This is a genomic window from Granulicella arctica (assembly GCF_025685605.1).
Lineage (GTDB): Bacteria > Acidobacteriota > Terriglobia > Terriglobales > Acidobacteriaceae > Edaphobacter > Edaphobacter arcticus.
The window spans coordinates 254,355-280,383 of sequence record NZ_JAGTUT010000001.1 but is presented as its reverse complement, the minus strand read 5'-3'; the positions used below and the strand labels follow the sequence as shown (position 1 = coordinate 280,383).

Here is a 26,029-nt window from a genome sequence, read left to right as displayed (position 1 = left end):
ACGTCGCAGGCTCCCCGACCGCAAAGGCAAGGGAATCTCTCGCGCTCCTGAAAGCGCGATTACTCTGTTAGGGGTTTCCACACCCCAGGACGGCGCGTCACCGTCCCAACTCCATCATCGAACATCCCCTCCGAGTTGGCAATTTCTGATCGAGCATTAGAACTCGACGCCAGCAACGCGCCGAACACACCGGGGACTGGCCGCCTTTTGAACGGACGGCAGCCAATTTCCTTACTGAAACGCCCATCCATTACCGAAGGGTTCGGACGCTCTGACTCTCAGTGTGCCAAGTGGCGTCTAACAGTGCAGAGGCACGGCGCGGATACAGGGGATTTCTGAGACGACGCCGGCGCGGGAGTAAAACATGGGCCACAGCGCAGAGGAATATTGTCACTCGTGTACGGAGACCGTTCATCTCGTCCAAGGGAAGTGGAAGATGCACATTCTTTGTGCCATCCGGTCCCGACCCGTTCGACTCGGTCAACTTGTGCGCGAATTACCGAAGGCCTCGAAGAAGGTGCTGACAGAGAACCTAAGAGAGCTTGAAGAGGCCGGACTTGTCATTCGCAGGGACCTTGGCGGCTCTGTTCCGCATGTCGAGTATGACTTTAGAGACGAGATGCGGCCCGCGCTTCATTCCATGCTGGATCACTTGGCCGAGTTCGGGCATTCGCTCTCTTTGCCGCCAGCCAAGCCTGCAAGAGGTGTCCCAGAGGAAGACCTGTTGCGCCGCGTTAAATGACCGCAGTCCGCTCGTCAATGATTTCGCGAAGTGCGATCACGGTCTTTCCCAAGCCCTGCGCGTCGAGTTCAGCAAGGTATTCGTCGGGCGTCTTTGAAGGACTCTTGAGACTGGCGCGATGATTCCTCGCAGCCTCCAGCACGAGTTCTGGAAAAGCGTCCAGCACGGCTATCACAAAATCATCGGGATGCTGCGCTTCGACATTAAAGTTGGCGAGGGATTCACTCGGAAAGTCCCCGAGATTAAGGGTCACGATCACACTGGCACCGCAGCGAACAGCTGCGGCTAGAACGTGCCGGTCGTCGCGATCCGGCAGCTCAATAGAGTCGATGAGGTGCTCGTATCCAGTCACCAGCGCGTCCGGCAGTGCCTGCTCCATGAGCTGCCGGGTACGTTCCAGATTGCCGCGGCTAAGGTCAGGCCGGTTCTTGAGGAGACTGCGCATCCATTCCTCGTGAACTTGGGCAGACCAATGAGCACGGAAGATACCCGTCAATGCCAGATGCATGAGGAAGTTGCGCAGCCCGGAAGGGTAGAGCACGTTTGCGTCGAAGAAGGCCCCGAATGTCGCCACCAATCAGATTCCGATCTCCTGGTCATAGGCAGCCAGTTCGTTGAGGGCCGCGAGGCGCTCCGCGTGGACTCGCCGCTTGTGTGCTATCAGGGACTCAAATCGCACCCGGCGATGAGTGCCAACCTTCCTGTACTCGATCATTCCTCCGTCGAGCAGTTGAATGAGAGAGGGCCGCGAGATGCTCAGCATGTCTGCAGCTTCCTGCGTCGTCAATTCCGCGTGGACGGGAATTACGGTGACGGTGTTTCCGCGACCCATCTCATCCAGGATTCCGACAAGCATCTTTGCGGCGGAAGCTGGGATGACGACCGTCTCGTCTTCCGGGGCACCGACCACACGAAGTCGAAGAGGGGTCTTCGAGCGGAGTCGGGAAGACAGGACCCGGCTCGTTTCCTCGGCTTGTTTGGCCTCATCCCGCGTGGGCAAAGTTTGAGTCAAATGGGATTCGGGCATGATCTGACCTCACCTCATTATCGCACCATTCGACGCAAACGCAACCAATCGAAGCATTCGCAACAGAAGGCCCGGACACTTACGCCTACCCGCCAGAAACTTAGTGCCTACATAGGCTGACAACCTGGGGGCTAAGCGGTACCCTTTGTCCCGCAACAATCCACTCCTGCAGCGTTCGGGCAAATGCCCCATACAAGACAATTCAAGCCGTGTGCGCGGTATCGAACTTCTCGTAGTTTGCCAGGTATTCCGTGATGATCCGATAGCATACGCACGATCGCGCTTCGAGTCCTTTTCGATCCAGTATGCTGATCACGCCTCTCTTGTAGTCGATTAGACCCTCCTTCTTCAGAGTTCCTGCGACCACTGATACCGTGGACCGGGTGCTACCGAGCATGTGGGAGAGAAACTCTTGTGACATTTTGAACGTGTCGAAGTGGGTTCGATCCGCTGTGATCAAGAGCCATCGCGAGAGCCTCTGCTCATAGTTATGCCTCGAAGCGCAGCCCGCAGACTGGGACGACTGTATGAGTTGAGCCTGAACGTAACGCAGGCAGAGGTTGTGGAACACCCCAAAACGGTCGAACTCTTTGAGAGCATTCGCATAGCTGCACCGGTATCCGACCCCCGCAACTTGCGTGTACACATGATTCAAGCTCTGAATAGTGCCCATCAGCGCCGACACGCCAATCACGGATTCATAGCCAAACATTCCGACCTCAACTTCAGCTCCATCGGGAAAAGTAGTCGTCATCGAAGCCATCCCGCTTTCCAAGAAGTACAAGTAGCGGATGGGCTCGCCCGGCTGCTCAATCTTGTGTCCAGATTCAAGCACAACACGCGTCAACTGAAGACGGCCAATCAGTTCGCTGTCAAAGGTTTTCAAAAGAGTATTTTGATATTTTGAAACGTTTTGCGCCTTTTTCTTCACTTATTGAACCTCAATATATCTGATGCGGAATGCAGTGCGAGCCGCAGTGTAGTCGCGACATTCGAATGCGCTAAACGCGATATCGAACATACAAAGAGTTAGCGGAAGACCTAATCTTCTACAGAGCCGTTGATCGGAATGTCGCCCTATATCGTTGGATCTTTGACCGCGTTGAAGAAGCGAGGTCTGAATGAGGAAACGCCAGAATGCCGATGGACGAACGGAGGAACGCGATGGCACAGTTTGCAGGAACGGTGAAGTGGTTCAACAACGCGAAGGGCTTTGGCTTTCTGGGACGCGATAGTGGCAGCGACGTTTTTGTCCACTATAGTTCGATTCAACGTGACGGGTACAAGACCTTGAAAGAGGGTGACCCGGTGGAGTTCGACGTGATTCAAGGGGAGAAGGGTCCGCAGGCTGATCAGGTAACGCTCGTTTCCGGCGCTCTTGAGGGGGCGAAGTCATGAAAAAGGCATCGGAAATCACGTTTTTCGTGGTCGATGACGAGAGAATCATCGCCGAGACGTTGGCCGCGATAATCAAAATAGAGGGTTTCTCGAGCTCTTCCTTTGTGAATCCTTGGGACGCGCTTGAAGCGGCGGGAGACGAGGTACCAGACTGGCTCATCTCGGATGTAATGATGCCGCAGCTTTCGGGAATTGAGCTGGCTATCAGAATGCAAGAGCGTTGTCCGCGCTGTAGGATTCTGCTCTTCTCCGGCGCAGCCGATACTTTGGATCTGCTCAAAGAGGCCCGCGAGCAAGGACATAGCTTTCAACTACTTGCGAAGCCAGTCCACCCGTCAGTTCTGCTTCAGCAGATTAGGGCCCGGAATGTCTGCCTGCCATAGACCATCATCGGAGCCAAGACGCTAGGACACCAGGGCTGAAAATTTGGTCGATTATTTGGACTAGCCAAATCAGTGTTTGCATGAGCGATTGGAGAATCTTTGAATTCGGAATCTGCATCAACCGCGTCCGCCTGCATTGTTGTTTACGGCAGTGATGACGTTTTGCTCGGGACTCGCACGATGGTTTTAGAAAAAGCCGGTTATACGGTCTTCTCCGCTCGTGAGACTTCAGATTTTCAAGAGATATTACTGGGCCGGAGCATTTCCTTGCTGGTGATCTGTCACTCCCTATCGTCAGAAAAGTGTGAGGCCGCGATCGAATTCGCTGAAAGCAGACACCCGGTGATCCGATGTCTCGTGCTCACCGCAGGCAATTCTCCTTGTTCCGAGAGGGCGCATGAAGCAGTATTGAGTGCTTTCGACGGTCCTCGAAGGCTTGTGGAGACGGTCCAGAATCTGCTCCAAAACATTCCCTCTGCCTCCGGACGATAGAAGTTCGGGTGATCAGCACACCACCGTCAGTTGTACCTGAAGGCAGCACGACGAATCCCTAATGCATCCAAGTAGTTGGTTTGGTGCCGGTCAGCCTGACGGAGCCACCTGGTCTGTGGGTATCCCCCGGTCGAAACGCCGATCAGCGCGTTCTCTCCAGAGCAAATGATTTGGAGACCACGATGGGCGCGGAAGATCAACCAGACGGACAATCAGAACTTGAGATAGCCCAAGAAATGCTCCAGGTTTCTGAGACGCGGCTCGCCATCGCGACAGAGGCTTTGCGAAAAGCTGAGGAGCGGGCTGTCGCTGGCCGCCTTGCCTTAGAAGTCATGCACGAAGTCAAGAATCCTTTGGAAGCTCTCGGTCACTTGAACTACCTGGCATTGCAAGAGGCTGACGACCCCGTTCAAGTTCGGAAGTATCTGCTCCTGGCCGAGGAGCAGATGGAGAATTTGGGTCACATCGCTAAGCAAACCCTCGGATTCTCGCAGCAGATGGAGAAGCCTCGCTCTGTTGATCTAGTCACTGTCGCCGAAGCCGCCATCCGCATTCACCAACGAACGATCGAAGAAAAGCGGATCCATCTGGTGAAAGATTTGCCCGAAGGCGCGATCGCAAAGGTCTTCACAGGGGAAATGCTGCAGGTCGTCTCGAACCTCATCGTGAACGCTTTGGACGCGCTGCCGGCTGAAGGAATTCTTCGTCTGAGAATCCGGAAGAGAAACGACCAGATCGATTTCGTGATTGCCGATAACGGTCATGGCATTGCGAGTGAGCATCAGGGAGCCTTGTTCCAGCCGTTCTTCACCACGAAGACGGACAAGGGAACCGGTCTGGGCCTGGCGCTTTCGAAGCGCATTATTGAGCGTCATGACGGCCGGATTCGAGTGCGGAGCAGCGTACGCCCTGGCAAAAGCGGCACAGCCTTTAAGATCTCGTTACCCCTACGCTAGGAGGTCGGCTGGACTTCTGCCCAGAGGTGGGTCAGAATTTTGGGCAGAGGTCGTTGGTCTTCAATCGAGGGTCCGATAAGGGTCCAATAACTGTTCCTTGCTGTTCCCAATAGCGCTAAAACGGGCCATCCGTTACGCATTGTTTCAACAAGTTACAGTTGTCCGGTTCACTGTCACGGCAGAGGTCGCGGGTTCGAGCCCCGTCGTCCCCGCCATAGATTCTAAAAGACTTAGAAGCTATGGACAACCGACAGTGACAATGAAATCTTGGCACGATACGGGCACAATACGCTCCTACCGTGCGTTTACTGCAATAGGTCCATAGTCGATTGTGCCCACGGGCACTGAAATTGTGCCCACATTCGAGACCATCATCCTTACAACCTTGCTCTGTGCGGCTCGCTTGTTCGAGTTCACGGCCTGCGTGCAAACGTCGAGCGTGATTCGACTATTCGCGTGCCACAAAAGCTCCTGAACGGTCTTCACGTCTTCCCCATTCGCCTTCAGCAATGTGCCGAAGGAATGGCGGAAGGTACGCCAACCGATATTCTAGGTGTTGCCGGCCTTGCGTGCGACCGGCTTGATGTAGCGCTCTATGAGGTTGTCAGGCCAGTACGGCTGCTTGCCGCCGACGGTCGGACTTGCGAAGACCCAATCCTCGGCCATCGGGTACGGGCTCTGACGACGCCAGCGCAGAAGGTCCTCCGCCATGTAACTGTCCATTGGAAACAGGCTTGACAGACGCCTCCGTCTTGCAGTCGCCGACCACCTGATGCCAGATGGACCGCGTGGCCTTCAACTCCAGGTTTTCAAAATCAACGTCCTGCCAGCGGAGCGCGAGCAGTTCGCTGACTCTCAGACCCGTTGCCGCGTCGAGCAATGCCAAAGTGCGCTCCCTGACCGACAACTTGCTGAGGAGTAGCTGGAGCTCCGCAAGTTCGAGAACATCGGGCACCTTCTCCCGCTTCGCGCTTTGACGCAGGAGTTTGATCGGATTGCGATCAGTCCACTCGTACCGCATTGCGTGATGGAATATGGCGCTCATCAGATTCCGAATCTTGGCCTTCGTACCTCTAGCCCGCTTGATGCCGTTCAACCACTCTTCAACTGCGACTGGTTTGATCTGGTCTAGGCGGTGATTTCCCCAGCGTGGCAGAATCCATCCCGTCAGATAGCATTCGTAGCCGGATCGGGTTGAAAACGCCTGCGACTCTGATTGTCAGCAGCGAGCTCTCTAAGTCCGTAGTGTTCGATCAGTTGCGAGATCGTCTCCGGCGCGCCTTCCGCCTGCGGGGTTCGTTGGTTTGCGTCGATGCGCAGTGCATGAGCTGCTTTGAGGCCGATGCTTCTGTAGGTAGCGTGTTGACCGAACCCACGATGGCTTTTCGCTGCTTACTGACTCCATCTGGTCCAGGCTCACGCCACCGGAAGATCCAAACATCCGGCCCGCTACGCCGCTTTTCGCGGTGCACGCTTCCTTGTTGATACCGTGTTCGCCTTGACATCTATTCTCCAATCCCAGGCGGCAACTGATGGCTGCTACCAACATAACCTTTCTGGGGCAGAGGTTGGACTGGTTTTGCACACCTAAGCACGGGCTTTTGTGACCGTCTGGCGTTCGATCCACCTCTCCAGCGCCGACTGGCGAAACTGCCACAGCTTGCCGATGTGAATGCCTTGGATCTGGCCTTCGCGCGCGAACCGCTGGAGAGTCTTCGGATGGATGCGGATGAAAGCCGCTGCTTCGTCGCTATCAAGAAGGGGTTCGGGAAAAATCATTTTCTGAGCGGGGCGGCTTGCGTTGGGTCACAGCTTGGTCTGACATTGGAACTCCTGGAGTTCGCTGACAGCGGTAAAAGCCGCCATCAGGCAAGATGTCACCAGAAGGAGTCTCAAAGCTCCCTCCGTCCAATCGTGATTCTTTATCGGGCGATCCGATGTGAGAATCTTTTTGAGTATTGAACTTTATTCAAAATGGTTGTCTGGAAAACTGGCCGGGACTCGAATTAGGCAACGAGCCTTGCGGTTTGAGAAACTTACGTTTCAGAGCATCAGCAGACCGTACACTCTACGGCGCGCCGAACAGAGCAATTTAGGTTGGTGCGTAATGGAACTGGGTCCCGATTTCCGCCTTTACGAATCGTTCGTCGCCATCGCAGAGGACTGCAGTTTCCGCAAAGCGGCCGAGAAACTCCCCATCTCACAACCCGCACTGAGCGGCCAGATCAAAAAACTCGAAGCGTGGGTAGGTCACAGGGTTCTTCATCGCGGTCGATCCGGGTCGGCGCTCACAGAACCTGGCCCTAATTTGCTCGTGTACGCAAGATATCTGCTCCACTTGCGCCGCGACGCAAAGAAGGCGTCCTCGCGAAACATTCTACGATGGAATGGCCGCTTAGGCTTGGCTACTCGCCATTCATCAATCACATCCTCATCGACCAAGCGCTTACGGCCTACAACGAGATCGTCCCGGCTCGGAAATAACAAAAACCACCGCCTTGAGCCTCCCAAGGCGCCTCATTGCCAGCCCAGTTTTGGCAGAGTCTCTTGGCGGCCCTCGAAATCGGGGATTATCGCTCGATCATCATCGTGAAGGCTTCGGAATCGAAATTTAGGTTGTGAATCGCCGCTCGGAGACCGGTTTCTACCACTTCAACCGCACCAGATCAGGCGAGTGTGCTCACAGAGAAAGCTTCGTAGCAGAACGCTCTAAAATCGTTGCAAGGATAATTGGGAGCTCAGGGGAGCCCGGCGGGTGCTTACGCTCACGCCGTTTGAACTTACTCCCGAAACGGAATCGCAGGGAGCCGTGACCGAGTTAGGCGCTGCCGCTCTCAAATACGCGACGCTGACCCCGCCAAGTCGTGATCACCGTCATGCGTAAAGAGTTGAACGAATGGCACGGAAAGGTCAGTAACGATGGTTTTTTGGCGAAGATTCAAGGATCAAAATACCCTGCATCCTCCATCTTGTACGGCTTGGATATCGCTACCTATCCCTCAAAACGGTTCTGTCGCAATAAGGATGCTTGAACGATCAAAAGCCGATGTGGTCGGGATGCTTATGCTGCCAAGGAGTAGAACTGCTGCGCGGGGGCTCGTCCTTTGCCTCCGTGTTTCATCTGCCCTTTCCTGATCATGTGCATAACTCTGATGCCGGAGAGAAGGATGCGGCGCAGCGAAAATCCTTGAAGCCGAGCATTGGTCTGGTTCACGGTTGATGGCACGGTGGTCTTGCTCCACGATGTGTTCAGGTACTTGACCTGACGCACGACGATCCGCTTCCTTCGTCCGGCATTCATGTCTTCGAGAGCCGCCACATTCGAGCCGCTCTTGTCGATGGTCACCTTCTCTGGTGCGCCGCTCCGCTCGATTGCTCGTTCGAAGAACCTGCGTGCCGTGGCCTTGTCGCGATGCGCCCGCAACAAGAAATCGACGGTGTCGCCTGCCTTGTCGACGGCGCGGACAGATACTTCCACTCGCCCCTCACCCTGATGTATGTCTCGTCCATCCGCCAACTTCTACCGACCTTGCGCCTGGAGCGCCGGAATGCCTTCTCCAGGACCGGCAACAATTTGATCGCCCAGCGATGTACGGTCGAGTGGTCGACGGAAGTCCCGCGCTCGGCCATCTCCTCCAAGTGCCGAAGACTCAACGGATACGAGCTATACCAGCGAACTCAAAGCAGAATCACGTCCAGAGGATTGTGCAAGCGCTTCAGGACCTTTGTCACCTCTGGATTCAACGTCTGTCGCATCGCTCTCCACCCCCCTCGCCGTCCATGCAAAGCATGGCAAATCGCGCTATTGCGACAGAACCCTTGGCGATCCTCCAAGATCATCCGGGTTGGAGTGCGGGCTATCAAAGCATCGATCTTGCCGGGATCGGCAAACGTAATCTCTCGAAACTGCTTGGACGGATCTGCCAAGTCGTGAATAGTAACGCGCCACCACATGCACCGCTCGAAACGCATATAGACGGAGCGAGCGGTCTTCTGCTGTTCGCATAGAGCGCAAGCCCTTTCATTTCACGGATATGGGGGAGGCAGGTCAACCCGGCAAAAGCAACAGGTCTTTCCAGCCAACCTCATTCTCGCCGTCGATCCTCGCTCACCGCCCATGCCCAACTCTAGGCGAATAAGGACGAAAGTCATCCACAGGCTGTGCAAGCCGTCATATGCACAGGTCGCTCCACACGATTCAGATCCCGATCTCCTCGTCATAGGCAGCCAGCTCGTTGAGCGCTTCCAGGCGCTTCGTGTTGGGCATGCGCGGCGGTAGGTCTCCGGCAATGCCGTGCCTCGTAAGCCCAGCTAGGAAATCTGCGAATGGTGCGATATCCGTGCCCACGCTGGCGCGCTCCAATGCGGTCATATAGCGGCTTCGGTCCCCGACAGGTATGACAATCCTGGGGTATCCGCCGGCAGCCATCATCACATTCATGAGGAACCGTCCGATGCGCCCGTTACCGTTCATGTACGGTTGAATGTATATGAAAAAGAAATGGCCCAATACCACGCGCACCGCGGGGTGCGTCTCTTCGCGGAGTAGGTCGAATAGGGTCGGCATTGCATCACGAACGGCCTCTGGATTCAGAGGAACGTGCATCGACTTGCGGATGTAACCTGCCCGGTGCGATAGCCGGCGAGGTCGGAGGGCTTCAGTAGTCCCGTCGTGACGCTCGGCGCAAACAACTCCCGATACTAAGCCCCATGAGCGTCATCGGCGACTTGGCCGGGATTCTCACCCCGCAGGACCTTTTCTACCGCTCTCTGTACTGATTGGAACGCCAGCCAGTATCCGCGTGCTGCCATCGCATTCCGCTGTCCACGGTCGCTCTCATTTCTCTCGGGGTTCCATGAGCCTGTGCGAACCCGTTCGATGAGTTCAGGAGTGACTTGATAGCCCTCGATCGAAAGGGAGTGGTAGGCGTCCGTCACGTAGACATCGTTCATGCGCTTCAAATAGACCTTGACGTCTTGAGGGAGGCCGGGAGCGTCGGGAAAGCGATCGATCACGGGCTGACGCATCGCCTGCCAAAGCAGCCGAATCCGGTTCACATAAAGCGAGGTTTCGCGACCATGCTGGGCCAACAGCGGCCGGTCTGCAAAAGGGTCTGTCTCTCTGACCGCATATCCCGCAGCGGACATAGTTTTCACAATGTCGTCGGCGATCCGGTCGCGCCCGACGTTGCGAAATGCTCCGGCGAGCCGTCCCGCGATCACGGTGCGGCCTCCGTCCAAGAGTAGGGCAAGAAGCCCGAAAGCGTCACGAATCGCCAGCAACACTGCGCGGACATCCGTGGAATGAGAGATTGGCGGTTGATTTATGTCACTCTGAACGCATGAATTTATTTCACGCTTTGAACGGACGCTCGATCAGACCTGTCCAATAGCGCGATAGCCCTTCGAGCGACGCATAGGACGTTGAGCCGGATATTATGCAAGAGGAACGAGTATCGAACCAATTGATAGTCAGCTTTCTCTCTACGAAGTACCAGCGGTTCTCTTGCCGTGGGAATTGGTCATAGTATCTGATTCACAGAGTTTGACATTTGCGTTGCTCGTCTCCCCTGTGAATTGATGGACGATGCAATAGGTCGAACCGATTGACCAATCCCAATGATCACCGCGTCACTTTGCTCATGCATCTGTAAGGTGATCGTAAAGTTCCTGAGAACAGTGTGCTTAGTCCATCAATTTACAGGGGAGAACGATCAACGAGTCTGCCAGGCCCTAGGTATTCGTTATTACGACCAATTCCTTTGCCAGGAGAAAACGCTGGTATTTCGCTGAGAGACAGTTGGTCATCGACTGGTCCGACAAGCGCTTGTCAGTTCCGTAGAAGTAATCGAAATCAAACCCTTGCTTCTTACCTTCTGACCGCCGCGAAGACGATAGGGGCACCGCGGTGATCTCGATTCACAACCTCAGGCCGAATCCCTCATCGAGTCCCACGCAGAGTGGGCGCGCTTACTTAGAGTCAACCGGTCGCTGCGCTGCCCGCCGCAACGAACTCCAGGATCGACCTCGGAACGGCATGCCTAGCATGAGTCGCGCCGACTGAGGGGGACGATGTACCTGACCGATCACTGTTCCCGCCTTCGACATCGCTGTCCACACTCCCAGCGCTACAAGATTCAGGTAAAGCAGATTCGGCCCGTCAATCCCCTTGGTTTGTGTTGCATAGATGCTGATATGACCGAGCAGCGTGGTTGCTACTCCACTGTGCATGCATTGCCAGAGGTGGGTGATCGGCGATCTGTGAAAACTCAGGAACTCGTCTGCGCTTTGCGCCATGATGCTGTAGTTCAAAGACATTCATTCACTCCGTGAGGCAAATAGTTAATCCAAGTCGCCTGGTGGATACGACCGATCACCATGACTTCTGAGACGATCTCAACGTGGCAAAGAGAGCCGATCCGACGAGTGAAGGAGTCAGCGCACCCTGGAGGCTTCGCTATTTCTTGCGCTCGACGTCGTATTGCTTCGTCTGCTCTTGTTGCGCAGAGAGCGAGGGAACCCCCAGTTGTCGACGAAGAGAGTCTGAGATCAGCGTGCGGTCGTAAGGATCCTGAGTCGTCGGGAGATCATTTGGGGTCAGAAACTGAGTTCCGTAGATCTGAGGCTGTTTGATGGACTGAAGATAGCGATCGAGCGTTGCCGTGGCGATCCAAAGCGCGTCTCCGTAGCCCTTCTTCACTGCAATCATTGCGAGAGTATGAGCGAGCAGGTAGTCGTTGGGACCGGAGCCATGCTGGAACAGGAAGGCTGCCCAGGTGAAGTCTTCACCAGTATGAAGAGCGCCGGATCTGAGAAGTTTGAACGTGGCCTGACGACGCTCGGCATCGGATTTGCCCACCACAGGCCAGTCGATCTTAAAAGAAGGTTGACGAACCTTTTGATCCTCTTCGAAAATGGCCCTCATCTCCGCATTCGACGGAGCGTCGTCGTCTGGAGAGTACGTCCTATCGGGAGCCCAGTCTGTGGAGACGACAACCGGTCGTCTTGACCTCACCAGACTGATTGGGGGAAGCGGAACTCCTAGGAGCTGCATTAGGGCGTGGTCGTTATCTTGAACACTCAAGAGGTAGGAATCTTTGTCGGATGGATCTGCTGGGTTCACCACGGTGAGGGAAAGTGAACCGTCCTTCCACTCGGAAGCTGTAATGGGTTCGGTTTCGACGTCCCCGTTGATATGAGAGTACGAGACCGAGTCGGCTGTCTGGAAATGCTGCGGCCGTGCAAAGGATCCTGAAAACGGCTGAGAGGTATTGCCTGTCGGCTTCAGCGTAAGCAGTATCAGTGTTCGACCGCCAAAACCGACCACCCATTCTCCCTCTGCATTCTTAGGGGTCTGAGCTTGGGCAGCGACGCAAGAGCCGATACAGAATAGAAAGGACGCAAGGCAGGTGTTCAGGGCCATTCTTTGCATGCAGCTGATTGTAGCGTTGCATGGCGAGATGGACAGGAGAGGGAAGACAGTCGCTACAATCACCCATGGATACTTCGACCTATCGAGTAGGACAGGAAGTTCGCGTGACGCAGCAAATCGAGACGATCTTACCTGGAACCGTCAGTCTGGTTACGCACACAGACCAAGGCACGATGTGGATTCTCAGTGGGGACAACAGTATTCGGATCGAGGACACGACCATGATTGAGCCTGTCTAGACTTGACTCGCTTTTTGGGTCTATATCGAGGCTCTTCTAAGAGCATCTAGAACGCTGACGACTTGGGTTCGAGCCCACCCTGAGATCGTTGCGACGACCTTCCTTTGTGCGAGCCGACAGATGTGATTGGGTCGCCCATCCCTAACTTCCGCTATTGCGATTTCTCGGGACCAGCCTCAGTTGCTGTCGACTAAAGAACGTCGCGAAGGGTGAGTTCATAAGCGCGTTGTATGCCGTCACGGCGGACGTCGAGGTGCACTGCAGTACCAGCAGACTAATTGAATGCTGGGTCGTCTGGGTCGTCTGCTGGCTTCGCTCCGTTGATCGCAGTGATCAGGTCACCAGCTTTAAGACCGGCAGCTTCTGCGGCCCCGCCGGGGAAGACGGTTTTGATCTGATCGCCGTCGTCCTGTCCGTCATAGAGAAATCCTGCTCGACTGAAGTGTTCTGGCTGATCCCAGTCTGGCAGCTTCTCGAGATACATGGCGCGGTGACGGCAGTCTATGGTTACGGTGAAGTGCGTTAGGGTTCTCTGACCTATGTTCCCCGCCAGCTCTTGCTCATCTTTTCCAGTGACCAGCCGCACCACAGGGTCGGCAAAGCAATACCGCCCAGTTCAAGAGTATGGAGCCTTACAAACCATGCGTCGGGCGCGTCTCCACCCAAACCTTTGCCGGTATAGCCAAGCAGCGTTGCGTTCAGCTTCTTCTGAAGATGGTGCTTGTTGACAAAACCGTCATTCTAAAACAGCCCATTTTGGTTACCGGAATCCAGCTGAAAGCGCCCCTTGATACCGTCGACTCTTGCGTCGAAATAAATCCCGTTTCCGTCTTTGTTCAGCACGAGGGGAACGCTGGAGCCGCTACCGCTATAGGAGAACTTGGCGAGATCGATGAAAGTGAGTTGATTCCTCCCGAAATCGATTCGCACCGCGAAGCTCTGCAGTACCTCCCGGCCGCGCACCCATAAGGAACTTATAAGCAAAAACATCTAAGAAGTTAGATGGCAAGATGAGTACGATAGAGGACGATGAAAGCATCTCTGACCAGTTTGGAGTACTTCGCGTTACGGCGATTGCCTAGAACCCTGCCGGTTCGCTTACTGATGGGGCTCGTCGCTGTTACGCTCACGTGCTCGATGGCCTGTGTAGCCTTTCTGTTTCACTTCAATCTTTCAGCGGCGGGATCCCTCCACCTTCTTCTTGTTGTCCTGGTTGCTCTTCACTGGGGGTTTGGCGAAGCCACCGTCATTTCGGTGACATCAGTTCTCTGTCTCGATTACTTCTTCACCCCGCCTATTTTCGCATTTTCTGTGGGTAATCCTGACAACTGGTTATCGCTGGCGACCTTTGAGGCGGCGGCCTTGCTGGTGAGTCGGCTATCGTCAAAAGTTCGTTTGCATTCGAAGCTGGCGGAGATGGAGCGTGCACGAACTGCAACCTTGTACGAGCTGAGCCGTGCCGTTCTTTTGATCGATTCGAGAAGCTCTGTAATCGATCAGCTTGCGGATCTAATACGAGAACTGCTCAAGGCAGAGTCGGTTGATCTTTGGACGTTGGATGCAACCTTTCCAACCTTTCCCAAGAATGAACTGCGAGCAACGAAGCACGGTCAACATGAGTTGGAACAGGGCGATCGGGACGATATTGAAGCTCAGACATCGATTCGTGTGTTGAAGCTTGGAACGACAACAATCGGGATGATGGTGTTGCATCGGTGGGAAGTGGACCCACTCCTGGCAGACGCGGTAGCCTCTCTGGCGGCGCTCACTCTTGAACGTGCGCGCGCGCTTCAGCAGGAGAATCGCGCCGAAGCAGCGCGAAATACCGAACTGCTACGCACAGCCGTTCTGGATGGGCTGGCACACGGCTTCAAGACGCCGCTCACAGCTATACAAACCGCCAGTTCCGGGTTGTTAGCCATTGGTCACATGACAGAAACACAGACTGAGCTTGTGTCGATCATCGACGAAGAAGTAGCGATGTTGGCAAAGCTCACAACAAGGCTGCTGCAGACTGCAACTCTCGATGCCCAGGAGATTCGTCTTCGGCGCACGAGACTTTCAGTCGTCGCTCTTGCTGAAAATACGATTCAGCAGCAGACGTTAGAGAATCAAAGCAGGCTGAAGATCGTGGCACACAGCGGCCTGGTAGACATTGAAGTTGATCGGCAGCTTGTGGAGTTAGCGATTCTTCAATTGATAGACAATGCGTTGAAATATTCCTCCGTGGGCAGCATCATCGATATCTTGATCACCCAAGATGCATTCGAAACGACGCTTGCTGTCAAGAACTCTGGATCCTCGATCCGCGCAGACGAGCGGGAACGCGTTTTCGAGCGGTTCTATCGAAGCCCTGATGCGGCACATGGTCCGACAGGCACAGGTCTTGGTCTCTCGATCGTCAAGAAGATGGCCGAGGCGCATGGGGGCACAGTTCGAGCACTCTCGAAGGACGGCATTACGACCTTTTCTTTCACCCTGCAGCATTACAAAGGGACGCGAAATGGATAGCACAATCGGTATGGTTCTCTTGGTGGAAGATAACTCCTCGGTTCGGCGTGGTCTCCGTGCTACGCTCTCCGCCCTTCACTTTGATATCGGCGAGGCCTCCACTGGTGAGGAGGCGTTGCTGCGGCTCCGCATGGTGGCCTACGATGCTGTCCTGATGGACCTCAATATGCCTGGCATGGGTGGAGTGGAGGCCTGCAGGCGGGTACGAAAAGAGTTTCCTCTGCTTCCCATCCTTGTGGTGACGGTGCGGGACCGCGAAGAGGACAAGATTGAAGCTCTCGATGCCGGAGCCGACGACTTCATCACAAAGCCGTTCCAGATACCTGAACTGGCAGCGCGGATACGGGCTGCTGTGCGTCGGCATCGTACGCCGAACGTTGCCGTTGTCGAAGCGATCCGCATCGGGATCTTCGAGCTCCATCCGACTCATCGACTTGTCAAGAAAAACGGTCATGAGATACGGCTTACACCTACCGAATTTGACTTGTTGGCTTACCTCATGACTCATGCCGGTGAGCCTATCTTGCATTCCAAACTGCTGAGTGCTGTCTGGGGATCAGAGTACGGGGAGGAACGGGAGTACCTTCGTACGTTCATCCTGCAATTGAGACGTAAGCTGGAAGATGATCCTGCTCACCCGGTTTATCTCAAAACGGTGAATTATCTTGGCTATGTCTTTTCTGACGCTCAGTCAGGGATGGCTCAAGATCTCTAAAGAACAACGGCTGGCACGCTATCGCTATTATCCAGGACTCTTTTCGAGTATCTGAGAAAGCTTGACCAAAACCAGCAACATTCGTCAATCCTTATGCCTTCTTCACGGCGAAAGGAAGACTGTTGGGGATGGACAGGGACGAGGCTGCTGTCGAGCCTACGACCTGGCTCCCGAATGAGGCTTTCTATGTGGGATCTCGGATGCATTCTGGCCAGCGTGGCCTTCTTCGCAATAGCAATCGCCTATACCACCGGATGCGAACGCCTCGGCATGAAAGCAGAGAAGTAGCTATGGAGCTCATCCTGCTTGGCCTTGTCACCGTCGCCCTTCTCGTCTATCTCGTCTACGCGCTCTTACAGCCAGAAAAGTTCTAACAGGATTACGTACTCATGACCGCCAACGGCTGGTTTCAGATTTGCTTTCTTTTTGCTCTCGTCCTGGTATGTACGAAGCCCATGGGCGTCTATATGGCCCATGTCTTCGAACGCGAGCGCACCTTCGCCGATGTGATCTTCAGGCCGATCGAGCGGTTGCTCTACAAGGTCAGCGGCATCGACGAAGCACACGAGATGCGGTGGACCGAATACGCCACCGCCATGCTCCTCTTTAGCCTCGTTACCATGCTGGCTACGTACCTGATCGAACGCATCCAGCATGTGCTTCCGCTGAACCCGCAACAACTAGCAAATGTGCCCGCTGACCTTGCGCTGAATACGGCTGCGTCCTTCACGACGAACACCAACTGGCAGTCGTATGTGCCTGAAGCCACGATGAGCTATCTCACGCAGATGCTCACGCTGGCGTACCATAACTTTTTTTCAGCGGCGGTTGGTTTGGCTCTCGCGGTCGCCTTCATTCGCGGCATCGCGCGTAAGGAATCGAAGACGCTTGGTAACTTCTGGGTCGATACAACGCGTGCTTCGCTCTGGGTTCTGCTTCCTGGCTGCGTCGTCTACGCACTCCTGCTGGTCTCACAGGGAGTTGTCCAGAACTTCCGCCCGTACGATCAGGCGAAGCTGGTTCAGGCCCAGACCATAATGACAACGGGCGCGGACGGAAAGTCTTCCACCCAGACCGTCACAACGCAATCCATCGCACAAGGTCCGGTTGCCTCTCAGGAAGCCATCAAGATGCTCGGCACTAATGGCGGCGGTTTCTTCAACGCAAACAGTGCACACCCGTTTGAGAACCCCACCCCGCTCTCGAACCTCGTACAGATTTTTTCCATCCTCATCATCCCTGCGGGTCTGACCGTAACCCTTGGCCGTATGACCCGTGCCCCCGCGCATGGATGGGCGGTCTTTGCAGCGATGGCGGCACTCTTCTTCGTGGGTGTGTTTGTCGCCTACTACGCAGAGGTACAGGCCAATCCGCTGCTGCACTCCGCGGCCATGCACATCGACCAGCATGCCTCACCCTTCCAGGCAGGCGGCAATATGGAGGGTAAAGAAGTTCGCTTTGGCATTGCCAACTCTGCTCTCTTTGCGACGGTGACAACCGACGCAAGCTGCGGGGCGGTCAACGCGATGCACGATTCATTTATGCCGCTCGGCGGTCTCGTTCCGCTGGTCAACATTATGCTTGGTGAGGTTATCTTTGGCGGAGTCGGGTCAGGTCTCTACGGCATGCTGATCTTCGTCATTCTGGCTGTCTTCATCGCTGGCTTAATGGTCGGCAGGACGCCAGAGTATCTCGGTAAGAAGATCGAGTCCTTCGACGTAAAGATGGCGATGCTTTACACGTTGATCTTTCCACTCTCCATTCTCGGCTTTTCAGCAATCACGTTGATGATGCCCAACGTCGGCCTCGCATCGCTCGCAAACGGTGGCCCGCACGGCCTCTCTGAAATCCTTTATGCCTATACCTCCGCCACCGGGAATAACGGCTCTGCCTTCGCGGGTCTTAGTCCTAACACGCATTGGTTCAACCTATCTCTTGCTGCAGCCATGTTGATTGGTCGCTTCCTGATGATCGTTCCCATGCTGGCGGTCGCCGGCAATCTCGCTCAAAAGAAGCTCGTGCCTCCTTCGCCCGGGACGTTCCCGGTTCACACTGCCCTCTTCACGATTCTGCTCGTGGGCACTATCGTGATCGTCGGCGCCCTAACCTTCTTCCCCGCGCTCGCACTCGGTCCCATTCTCGAACATCTCCTCCTGCACGTCGGCAAGGTCTACTAACATGGCAAACACACGCAAACGATCCCTCTGGGATAGCAAGATAATTCGTCGTGCTCTCGGAGACGCCTTCGTCAAACTTGATCCCCGCGTCATGATGAAGAATCCAGTCATGTTCGTAGTTGAGGTCGGCAGCATCATCACCAGCATCTACGTCGTCCGCAATGTAATGGCTGGTCATCATACTCTGCGCTTCGATCTCCAGATCACCCTCTGGCTCTGGTTCACAGTCCTCTTCGCCAACTTCGCCGAGGCGATGGCCGAGGGCCGCGGCAAAGCGCAGGCGGACGCGCTCAGGCTCGCCAAATCAGAGACGACTGCCATTCGCATCAAGCGTGACGGACAGCCCGAAGAGGCTCCCAGCTCCGACCTTCGCTCGGGCGATATCTGCCTGGTTGTTGCCGGCGGCATGATCCCAGGCGACGGCGAAGTGATCGAGGGCGTCGCCTCGGTCGATGAGTCTGCCATCACTGGCGAGTCTGCACCTGTCATTCGCGAGGCTGGTGGCGATCGCTCTGCTGTCACCGGCGGAACCCGTGTCCTCTCAGATCAGATCAAGGTTCGTATCACCTCGAACCCTGGCGAGACCTTCCTGGATCGAATGATCGCCCTCGTCGAAGGCGCCGAACGTCAGAAAACGCCGAACGAGATTGCGCTTAATATCCTGCTGGCCGGGTTGACTATTATTTTCCTGCTGGCCGTCGTCACCCTCCAACCAATAGCGATCTACTCGAGCGCACCGCAGACTGTCTTTGTCCTGATCTCACTGCTTGTCTGTCTCATTCCTACAACCATCGGCGGCTTGCTCTCGGCCATCGGCATTGCGGGCATGGACAGGCTGGTGCAATACAACGTCCTTGCCATGTCAGGTCGCGCGGTCGAAGCTGCCGGCGACGTCAATACTCTTCTGCTCGATAAGACCGGGACCATTACTCTTGGAAACCGTCAAGCTTCCGAGTTTATTCCTGCTCCTGGCATCAGCAGCGATCAGCTTGCCGATGCCGCCCAACTTTCTTCACTGCCAGACGAAACTCCGGAAGGACGAAGCATCGTCGTTCTTGCCAAGGAGATGTATGGCTTGCGCGGCCGTGAACTCGCAGATCTCCAGGTCGAGTTTGTACCCTTCTCGGCTATGACGCGCATGTCCGGCGTCAACATGCAGAACCGCATCATCCGCAAAGGTTCCACCGATGCCATTGCCGCCTTCATCAAGGAGAACGGCGGTACAATGCCGGACGAGGTTCGCAGTGCCGTCGAGGTTGTCGCCCGGTCCGGAGGCACGCCGCTCGTTGTCGCCGAAAACAGTCGTGCGCTCGGTGTCATCCATCTCAAAGACATCGTCAAGGGTGGCATGAAGGAGCGATTCGCCCAGCTCCGCGCTATGGGGATCAAGACCATCATGATCACTGGCGATAACCCACTTACCGCTGCGGCCATCGCCCGCGAGGCAGGCGTAGATGACTTTCTCGCCGAGGCAAAGCCTAAGGACAAGATGGACCTCATCAAGCGCGAGCAGGCCGAAGGCAAGCTCGTCGCCATGACCGGCGACGGCACAAACGATGCGCCCGCACTCGCCCAGGCAGACGTAGGCGTCGCCATGAACACCGGCACGCAAGCCGCTAAAGAGGCGGGCAATATGGTTGACCTCGACAGCAATCCCACCAAGCTGATCGAGATCGTTGAGATCGGCAAGCAACTGCTCATGACCCGTGGCGCGCTCACCACGTTCTCAATTGCCAACGATGTAGCGAAGTACTTTGCCATCATCCCGGCGATGTTCGCCGCAACGTTCCCCGTTCTCGGAGCACTGAATATCATGCATCTGAAGACGCCCGAATCGGCTATTCTCTCGGCCGTCATCTTCAATGCGCTGATTATCGTCGGCCTCATCCCGCTTGCTCTGCGCGGTGTCGGCTACAAGGCCATGTCGGCCGAGGCGCTGCTTCGCCGTAACCTCCTCATCTACGGTGTCGGCGGCCTTATCGCTCCGTTCCTTGGAATCAAGCTCATTGACCTACTTATCACTGCCATTCACCTGGCGTAAGGATTGACCATGCGCAAGAACCTGATCACAGCCGTGCTGTACACGATTGTCACGACACTCCTCTTTGGAGTCGGCTATCCATTCCTTGTCACTGGCTTGTCGCAGATCTTCTTCAGGGATAAGGCGAACGGACAGCTTATCCGGAAGGACGGCGAACTCGTTGGCTCGCGTCTCATCGGCCAGCCCTTTTCGGCGCCGAACTACTTTCATTCGCGCCCGTCCGCAGCCGGAAATGGCTACGATGCCGCCAACTCCGGCGGCTCGAACTACGCTCCCACAAGCAAGAAGCTCGTGGATCGCGTCGCGAGTGACACTGCGGCAGCGCAGACTGATCATCCCGGAGCAGACGTTCCTGTCGACCTCGTTACCGCATCAGCTTCGGGCCTGGATCCTCATATCACTCCGGCTGCTGCTGAGTTCCAGGTAAGCCGTGTTGCTCAGGAGCGTCATCTTTCCGAGCAGGACGTACGCAGTCTCGTTGCCAAGCATACCCAAGGTCGTCAGCTAGGCTTTCTTGGTGAACCGCGTGTCAATGTCCTCGAGCTCAACCTCGATCTGGATGGATCCAGCAATTGGACAGGGAAGTAGGAGAGCATATGAAAGTTGGGGGTCGGTCGCATAAGCTCGCGTAATCACGCGTGCTGGATGCATCACGTTGCTTGTGTTTCTCATATCTGGGATCAGTGAAGGTGATTCTTGGCCAGACTTTGCCTGACTATCCTTCAGCAATCAAGGCACCCTTTAGCTCTTAGGTCGATATGCGCACTTCTACAGTGATGAACGGAGGGACCCCGCTCGACTTGGCTTGGCTTTCCCGCCTAACTCTCCAACTACCAAATTGGATTGGTAGTATGGAGGCTCACCACCATCGGAGACATGGATACGGACGTGTATCCGATCAGGACCTACGACCAATCTGAGTACCTCACGCAATCGGAACTCATAGAAATCGAACAACGCCTACTCCAATCGAGAGGATCTGAATAAATTTGTCATGTCATAGAAGCTTTGCCCCTCCTATGACTACAATTGACAACTCGCTTTTCGGTCAACTCACCGGTCCCCAAACGGCTGAGACTGCAGGCAACAGAACCGGTCATGCAGCCTTGAGAATTGATTTCTAATTTGAGATATGGAGGGAGTGCGCAGGATAACGCCCACTTCCCTCTGATTTGTTTCTGATAAAGGGCAAAAAGAAACAGGCATCGAGCAGCAGCTGCCTTCCTCTCTTTTAGGATCCTTCAAGGATCTCGCAGCACAGCAGCATAAAAGATCCGCAGATTCTTCAGCACTTCGCCCCACCTCGAATTGCAATCGCTCAACGTAGAATTATGCACCAGCAATCATTGCTGACGTCTAATCATATTGCGCTTTAGTTCTAGGGGTTAGTCGGGGTCTGTGGTACTCCCGCGGCAGGAATTGGAGCGAGAAGGAACTTGACTCCATTCAGCGTTCCATTGCCGAGCACACGGTTGTAGCCCTTGGGAGTTGTAGAAAATACGCCGTTGTTGCCCGGAATGCCTGTCCTGAAGACCCCGAGCGGGATCCCTACATTCTGCAGCAGGGCAAGTGTGTAGACGTAGTAGTTTGCGTTGCCTGCTCGTCCTCCGGTCCGCTGATTGTTCAACGCCATCAGGCCGGCGAAGTCCGGGGCGGACGCGCTGGTGCCGATCACCCCGTAGTAGAGGTTCTGGTAGACCTCATAGTCGAAACTGTCTGCAGGATTGCAGGGCGAGACCGAACCACCGGGGCAGCCACCCATGTGCAGAGCTATATCGGGGACGGTCCGAAAGCTCTTGTTCCCAGTGCTGACGAGAAACTGATAGATGGGCTTGGTAAAGATGACACTGTCCCCACCACCTGATCCCCACACGCTGCCGGTTGCGCTGGTGCCGAAGAAGATGTCCTCCGTGAGCGGATCGGCATAAGCCTCTTCGCTTACGTAGGCGGAGTTGCGTGTGGCGCCATCGAAAGTCGTCGCGAGATTGGTCCCACCTACACCTGTAACGTGCGGGCTGGAGGCAGGGAAGTTTGCCGAAGCGAGAGCCATGCCGCAGTTGGGTTGAAAGTTAAAGCAATTCACCGGGATGGCGCTGAGCCCACCTGAATCGCCCGAGGATGCCACAAAGGTGATGCCCTGTGCGTTACCCTGCGCCATGAGATCATCTTCCTCCTTCAGGAGATAGGTGAAGTCGGTGCCTTCGTTATCTCCCGCCGTGTAGAAGATCTCAGCGCCACCGAACGACATGCTGACGATATCCGCCTTGTTGTCGCTCACGATCTTAGATAATCCATCGATGATGGATTGGTCCGACAGATCGGGGATGTTGTAGTGAATGATGGTAGCGTCAGGAGCCATGCCGCCGACCTGCTGGAAGTCGAGGTTGGTCTCGAACGAATCATCGTTGACGGGCGAGCCGCCATCCACGTTGATCTCCGAGAAGTTCGGTGTGGCCAGCAGTTCATGTGTGAAGTACTTCGTCATATCGGCGGGGATATAGGCGCCGTCGATGAGCGTGGCGATCGTGATGCCCTTACCGGTGTAAGTCTGATAGCTCGGGAAACTGTACGCCTGTTTGAGGTCGTCGAACCAGTATCCGCCCGCCGTGCTGTAGCGATTTGCAGGCAGCTCGACCGACGGCGTCACTTTGGCAGAGATGTGCGATTGGGTCCGCATACGGATCATGCTCGAGAGCCCGACTACCGCAGCGTTTACCTGCACCAGCGCATCCGGAGGAGTCAGGCTACCAGTTGCCGCCAAAGCCGTCCTTCCGCTCTTGAAGGTTCCGGTGGCGAGAGACGTTCCAAGCGCACGCTCGACGGAACTGGCTGCGCCGGTTACATGGACATGGTGTCCACTAACGAGAGTCGCCGACAGCCCATACCCTGCAAGCTGGTTCTGGATCGCCTTGATCTGGTTGGGGGAAGCGCCATAACGCGCATTGAACTGGGCTGGCGTAAGCCACTTCTGATAGGTAGACGAAGCGGGATCGTGCATCGCCCGCAGATCGGCCTCCATCTGATCGCGTTTTTGAATTGGGATGTAGACATCAAACCCAACCTCCTGGGTGGCGGCCGCGCGGCCCGCCATGACTGCTTTTTCTGCCGCGAAAAGTGTGGAAGGCAGGGCACTCAGGCTTAGGATCGCGAGGCCAAGAAGGGAAGAACGTACCGTGGTGTTCATGGATAAAGCCTCACATACAAGAATTGAAGTCTGTGGCAACCTCTTGGCAGCCTCTAAATTGTGCAACCAAGATGCTTTTCGTTTCGGTGATTCACCATCTGGAGCAAATAGTGGAAATTTGGTTGCAGCGGGCCAAACTTCATGCTTAATAAAGCCGTGCCAAGCTCTGGAGATCAACTCGGCTTACAGCAAATATCACTATGGAATATCGGCACCTTCGCAGCGTAATTTTCGGAAACTCAGAATCGAACTTGCCGGAGAAGCGATTCCGAATTCCACTCTTTCCTAGCACTTCTAGTTCTACGGGAGACAGAACTCGTCGGCAGAGAGCGACGCTAGGATTGAAATGCACAGAAGATCGCGATATGCAGAGATCGAAAAATCTCTTCTGAAATTGATTATGGAGATCGGAAACGCGCACAATATCCAACTACTGAGAAGTGCGTGCAGACTTATTCGTCTGGGCGGGCTTCTTTGCACAAGGCTGCGGCCAAACGTGTCGTTCCTAGCCAATAATGCGAGGATAATGGATGGCGAGTACACGAAGGGTGTTTCTGGCACAGGCTACGGGGCTGACCGGGGCTTCAATGTTTGGTCTGGGTTTCGAGCGAGAGGCTCTTGCGGGAGGGACGGGCGCGGGCGATTGGTATGGGCAGCCGATGCGTTGGGCGCAGGTAGCGTTCGTCGATGACGATCCAGGGAACTACAGTCTTTCGTTCTGGATGGACTATCTCAAGCGACTGCACGTGGATGCCGCCTGCCTGAGTGCGGGCGGTGTGACAGCCTTTTATCCGACCGAGATCCCTCTGCACCATCGGAGCGCTTGGCTGGGTTCAATGGACTCGTTCGGAGAGATCGCGGCGGGTTGCAGGAAGCTCGGGATGAACGTCGTGGCGAGGACGGATGCGCACGCTTGCCACCAAAATGCCTATGATGCTCATCCAGAGTGGATCGCAGTCGACGCAAAGGGGATGAAGCGGAAGCATCCGTCTGACCCGACGCTCTGGATTACATGTGCGCTGGGACCCTACAACTTCGATTTCATGACTTTGGTCCACGAGGAGATTACTCGGAATTATAAAATCGACGGCTTGTTTACGAACCGCTGGGCCGGTTCGGGCATGTGCTACTGCGAATCATGTGAGACGAAGTTTCACGAATTTTCGGGGAGTTCGCTGCCACGTACTTCAAACCCTCAGGATCCCGCGCGTCGGGAGTATATCGTGTGGCGGCAGCAGCGGCTCTTTGAGTTGTGGCGGCTGTGGAACGTCAAGATACGAGCCATCAATCCAGGGGCAAGTTACATTGCGAACGCGGGCGGGGGTGCGCTGAGCGATTTAGATATGAAGGCTATAGGAGAGCTTTCGCCGACACTATTTGCTGACCGGCAGGGGCGCAGCGGGCTGATGCCGCTGTGGGAGAACGGGAAGAATGGCAAGGAATATCGAGCGACGATGGGAAACAAGGCCATCGTCGGGATCTTTAGCGTAGGGATCGAGTCGAAGTACAGGTGGAAGGACTCGGTCGAGAATGGAAACGAGTTGCGGCTTTGGGTAGCGGACGGAATTGCAAACGACCTGCGACCGTGGTTTACAAAGTTCAACGCCAAGGTGATCGACAAACGTTGGATGCCGGTGGTCGAAGAGATCTATGCATGGCATTATGCGAATGAGCGGTACCTGCGCAATGAGAGATCCCTGGCGCAAGTGGGGTTGGTCTATTCGCAGCAGACCGCAACGTTTTACGGTGGCGAGAAGGCTCAGGAGAAAGTAGAGAATCCCTTGCTGGGAATGTATCAGGCGCTGATTGAGGCACGGATTCCGTTTGCGATGGTGCATGATCAGCTCTTAGATCTGGATTTGATCCGGCGGTATCGAACGCTGCTTCTCCCGAATATTGCGGCTCTTTCTACGAGACAGTGTACGCAGATCCAGAACTTCGTTGAGCAAGGTGGCAGCGTGGTCGCGACGTATGAGACGTCGTTGTATGACGAGTGGGGCGTTCGGCGAAAAAACTTTGGCTTGGCAAGTTTGTTTGGTGTCTCGTTCGCTGGGAAGACCGAGGGGCCGATGCTGAACTCTTATCTTGAATTGACGAAGGATCCAGCAACTGGGCAGTTTCATCCGGTGCTGACCGGGTTTGAGGACGCAGTGCGAATCATCGATGGGATTAATCGGGTTGTAGTGACACCGGCGGGACCTTCAGCGTCGGCTCCGCTGCAACTGGTGCCGAGTTATCCTGATTTACCTATGGAGGCGGTCTACCCTCGACCGGTATCGAATCCGGAAGCGGCTGTGTACCTGCGTGAGGTGGGTAAAGGACGTGTGGTGTATTTTCCCGCAGATATCGATGCGACATTCTGGGACTCGCTCCAACTGGACCATGCAAAGCTGCTGCGGAACGCTATCGTGTGGGCGACGAATCAGACAGCGCCGGTGACGGTGATGGGGCATGGCGTGATCGACGTTACGGCATGGCAGCAGAAGGATTCTATGACCGTCCACCTGGTGAACCTGACGAACGCAATGATGATGAAGGGGCCGGTGAGAGAGATCCTGCCGATCGGCCAGCAGACGGTAAGCATAAGTTTGCCTGCGGGTAAGAGAGTTACATCAGTGAAGCTTCTCGTATCTGGCAGCTCGGCGCCCCATCGTATGGAGGAGGGCAGGCTCTTGGTGGAGGTGCATAAGGTGGAAGTGCATGAAGTGGTTGCTCTTGATCTTGCCCAATAG

27 protein-coding genes are annotated in these 26,029 nt (G+C 55.3%); 15 read left to right on the top strand and 12 right to left on the bottom strand.

The features are described from left to right. The first annotated feature begins 364 nt into the window (after positions 1 to 364). Positions 365 to 742 carry a winged helix-turn-helix transcriptional regulator gene (locus tag OHL20_RS25125; protein WP_396271452.1) on the top strand — a complete coding sequence of 126 codons (378 nt, stop codon included), beginning with the start codon at positions 365 to 367 and terminating at the stop codon, positions 740 to 742. On the opposite strand, the gene OHL20_RS01160 is transcribed toward OHL20_RS25125, so the two are convergent. The 3 genes from OHL20_RS01160 to OHL20_RS01150 form a co-directional block, all read right to left on the bottom strand. Continuing rightward, positions 735 to 1,316, bottom strand: a complete 582-nt coding sequence (locus OHL20_RS01160; RefSeq protein ID WP_263384922.1) for a PIN domain-containing protein — start codon at positions 1,314 to 1,316, stop codon at positions 735 to 737. The two genes, OHL20_RS25125 and OHL20_RS01160, sit on opposite strands and share 8 nt — an antisense overlap. 3 nt (positions 1,317 to 1,319) lie before the next feature. Then, complete coding sequence (locus tag OHL20_RS01155) at positions 1,320 to 1,769, bottom strand: helix-turn-helix domain-containing protein (RefSeq protein ID WP_263381386.1); 450 nt, start codon at positions 1,767 to 1,769, stop codon at positions 1,320 to 1,322. A gap of 202 nt (positions 1,770 to 1,971) precedes the next feature. Beyond that, the gene (locus OHL20_RS01150) at positions 1,972 to 2,655 is read right to left on the bottom strand and encodes a Crp/Fnr family transcriptional regulator (protein WP_263381385.1); all 684 of its coding nucleotides are present in this window, start codon (positions 2,653 to 2,655) and stop codon (positions 1,972 to 1,974) included. Between the two features lie 278 nt (positions 2,656 to 2,933). Here OHL20_RS01150 and OHL20_RS01145 point away from each other — a divergent pair, with 278 nt between their 5' ends. The 3 genes from OHL20_RS01145 to OHL20_RS01135 all read left to right on the top strand — a co-directional run bounded on the left by OHL20_RS01145 (position 2,934) and on the right by OHL20_RS01135 (position 4,998). Next, the gene (locus tag OHL20_RS01145) at positions 2,934 to 3,167 is read left to right on the top strand and encodes a cold-shock protein (protein ID WP_263381384.1); all 234 of its coding nucleotides are present in this window, start codon (positions 2,934 to 2,936) and stop codon (positions 3,165 to 3,167) included. Continuing rightward, complete coding sequence (locus OHL20_RS01140; RefSeq protein ID WP_263381383.1) at positions 3,164 to 3,550, top strand: response regulator; 387 nt, start codon at positions 3,164 to 3,166, stop codon at positions 3,548 to 3,550. Before OHL20_RS01145 ends, OHL20_RS01140 begins: the two co-directional genes overlap by 4 nt. Positions 3,551 to 4,278: 728 nt before the next feature. Beyond that, positions 4,279 to 4,998 (top strand): sensor histidine kinase, encoded by a 720-nt coding sequence (locus OHL20_RS01135; protein WP_263381382.1) that lies wholly within the window; start codon positions 4,279 to 4,281, stop codon positions 4,996 to 4,998. Between the two features lie 604 nt (positions 4,999 to 5,602). Here the strand turns inward: OHL20_RS01135 and OHL20_RS01130 are convergent. Together OHL20_RS01130 and OHL20_RS01125 are read right to left on the bottom strand one after the other, a co-directional pair. After that, positions 5,603 to 6,043 carry a tyrosine-type recombinase/integrase gene (locus OHL20_RS01130; protein WP_263381381.1) on the bottom strand — a complete coding sequence of 147 codons (441 nt, stop codon included), beginning with the start codon at positions 6,041 to 6,043 and terminating at the stop codon, positions 5,603 to 5,605. Positions 6,044 to 6,585: 542 nt separating this feature from the next. Beyond that, positions 6,586 to 6,777, bottom strand: coding sequence for a helix-turn-helix domain-containing protein (locus OHL20_RS01125; RefSeq protein ID WP_263381380.1), 192 nt, complete (start codon positions 6,775 to 6,777; stop codon positions 6,586 to 6,588). A 328-nt stretch (positions 6,778 to 7,105) separates the two neighbouring features. On the opposite strand from OHL20_RS01125, the gene OHL20_RS25120 reads away from it, so the two are divergent. Next, positions 7,106 to 7,591: a LysR family transcriptional regulator gene (locus OHL20_RS25120; protein WP_396272522.1), complete on the top strand. Its 486-nt coding sequence runs from the start codon at positions 7,106 to 7,108 to the stop codon at positions 7,589 to 7,591. 468 nt (positions 7,592 to 8,059) lie between these two features. Here OHL20_RS25120 and OHL20_RS25115 read toward each other — a convergent pair whose 3' ends face one another. Then, complete coding sequence (locus tag OHL20_RS25115) at positions 8,060 to 8,476, bottom strand: DDE-type integrase/transposase/recombinase (RefSeq protein ID WP_396271451.1); 417 nt, start codon at positions 8,474 to 8,476, stop codon at positions 8,060 to 8,062. Between the two features lie 311 nt (positions 8,477 to 8,787). On the opposite strand from OHL20_RS25115, the gene OHL20_RS01115 reads away from it, so the two are divergent. Further along, a complete protein-coding gene (locus OHL20_RS01115; RefSeq protein ID WP_263381379.1) occupies positions 8,788 to 9,006 on the top strand; it encodes a hypothetical protein in 219 nt (72 codons plus the stop codon). Between the two features lie 190 nt (positions 9,007 to 9,196). Here OHL20_RS01115 and OHL20_RS01110 read toward each other — a convergent pair whose 3' ends face one another. The 4 genes from OHL20_RS01110 to OHL20_RS01095 all read right to left on the bottom strand — a co-directional run bounded on the left by OHL20_RS01110 (position 9,197) and on the right by OHL20_RS01095 (position 12,325). Then, positions 9,197 to 9,616, bottom strand: a complete 420-nt coding sequence (locus OHL20_RS01110) for a Fic family protein (protein ID WP_263384921.1) — start codon at positions 9,614 to 9,616, stop codon at positions 9,197 to 9,199. A gap of 83 nt (positions 9,617 to 9,699) precedes the next feature. Next, positions 9,700 to 10,221: a Fic family protein gene (locus tag OHL20_RS01105; RefSeq protein WP_263381378.1), complete on the bottom strand. Its 522-nt coding sequence runs from the start codon at positions 10,219 to 10,221 to the stop codon at positions 9,700 to 9,702. Positions 10,222 to 10,968: 747 nt separating this feature from the next. After that, positions 10,969 to 11,316, bottom strand: a complete 348-nt coding sequence (locus OHL20_RS01100) for a hypothetical protein (RefSeq protein WP_263381377.1) — start codon at positions 11,314 to 11,316, stop codon at positions 10,969 to 10,971. A 139-nt stretch (positions 11,317 to 11,455) separates the two neighbouring features. Further along, positions 11,456 to 12,325, bottom strand: a complete 870-nt coding sequence (locus tag OHL20_RS01095; RefSeq protein WP_263381376.1) for a hypothetical protein — start codon at positions 12,323 to 12,325, stop codon at positions 11,456 to 11,458. A 209-nt stretch (positions 12,326 to 12,534) separates the two neighbouring features. Here OHL20_RS01095 and OHL20_RS01090 point away from each other — a divergent pair, with 209 nt between their 5' ends. Then, positions 12,535 to 12,669 (top strand): hypothetical protein, encoded by a 135-nt coding sequence (locus OHL20_RS01090; RefSeq protein WP_263381375.1) that lies wholly within the window; start codon positions 12,535 to 12,537, stop codon positions 12,667 to 12,669. A 274-nt stretch (positions 12,670 to 12,943) separates the two neighbouring features. Here the strand turns inward: OHL20_RS01090 and OHL20_RS01085 are convergent, their stop codons facing one another. Continuing rightward, positions 12,944 to 13,153, bottom strand: coding sequence for a PDZ domain-containing protein (locus OHL20_RS01085; protein WP_263381374.1), 210 nt, complete (start codon positions 13,151 to 13,153; stop codon positions 12,944 to 12,946). A gap of 140 nt (positions 13,154 to 13,293) precedes the next feature. Between OHL20_RS01085 and OHL20_RS01080 the strand changes: the two genes are divergently transcribed. The 7 genes from OHL20_RS01080 (at position 13,294) to kdpC (ending at position 20,701) form a co-directional block, all read left to right on the top strand. Next, positions 13,294 to 13,638, top strand: a complete 345-nt coding sequence (locus tag OHL20_RS01080; RefSeq protein ID WP_263381373.1) for a hypothetical protein — start codon at positions 13,294 to 13,296, stop codon at positions 13,636 to 13,638. A 60-nt stretch (positions 13,639 to 13,698) separates the two neighbouring features. Further along, the gene (locus OHL20_RS01075; RefSeq protein ID WP_263381372.1) at positions 13,699 to 15,180 is read left to right on the top strand and encodes a sensor histidine kinase; all 1,482 of its coding nucleotides are present in this window, start codon (positions 13,699 to 13,701) and stop codon (positions 15,178 to 15,180) included. Positions 15,181 to 15,190: 10 nt separating this feature from the next. Next, positions 15,191 to 15,895, top strand: a complete 705-nt coding sequence (locus tag OHL20_RS01070; RefSeq protein WP_263381371.1) for a response regulator transcription factor — start codon at positions 15,191 to 15,193, stop codon at positions 15,893 to 15,895. Between the two features lie 128 nt (positions 15,896 to 16,023). Continuing rightward, positions 16,024 to 16,269, top strand: a complete 246-nt coding sequence (gene kdpF, locus OHL20_RS01065; RefSeq protein ID WP_263381370.1) for a K(+)-transporting ATPase subunit F — start codon at positions 16,024 to 16,026, stop codon at positions 16,267 to 16,269. Positions 16,270 to 16,284: 15 nt separating this feature from the next. Further along, positions 16,285 to 18,072 carry a potassium-transporting ATPase subunit KdpA gene (gene kdpA, locus OHL20_RS01060; RefSeq protein WP_263381369.1) on the top strand — a complete coding sequence of 596 codons (1,788 nt, stop codon included), beginning with the start codon at positions 16,285 to 16,287 and terminating at the stop codon, positions 18,070 to 18,072. 1 nt (position 18,073) lies between these two features. Then, positions 18,074 to 20,113: a potassium-transporting ATPase subunit KdpB gene (kdpB, locus tag OHL20_RS01055; protein ID WP_263381368.1), complete on the top strand. Its 2,040-nt coding sequence runs from the start codon at positions 18,074 to 18,076 to the stop codon at positions 20,111 to 20,113. Positions 20,114 to 20,122: 9 nt separating this feature from the next. Continuing rightward, positions 20,123 to 20,701 (top strand): potassium-transporting ATPase subunit KdpC, encoded by a 579-nt coding sequence (gene kdpC / locus OHL20_RS01050; protein ID WP_263381367.1) that lies wholly within the window; start codon positions 20,123 to 20,125, stop codon positions 20,699 to 20,701. A gap of 790 nt (positions 20,702 to 21,491) precedes the next feature. On the opposite strand, the gene OHL20_RS01045 is transcribed toward kdpC, so the two are convergent. Beyond that, positions 21,492 to 23,297, bottom strand: a complete 1,806-nt coding sequence (locus OHL20_RS01045; protein WP_263381366.1) for a S53 family peptidase — start codon at positions 23,295 to 23,297, stop codon at positions 21,492 to 21,494. Between the two features lie 530 nt (positions 23,298 to 23,827). On the opposite strand from OHL20_RS01045, the gene OHL20_RS01040 reads away from it, so the two are divergent. Next, on the top strand, positions 23,828 to 26,029 hold the full coding sequence (locus tag OHL20_RS01040) for an alpha-amylase family protein (protein ID WP_263381365.1): 2,202 nt from the start codon (positions 23,828 to 23,830) through the stop codon (positions 26,027 to 26,029).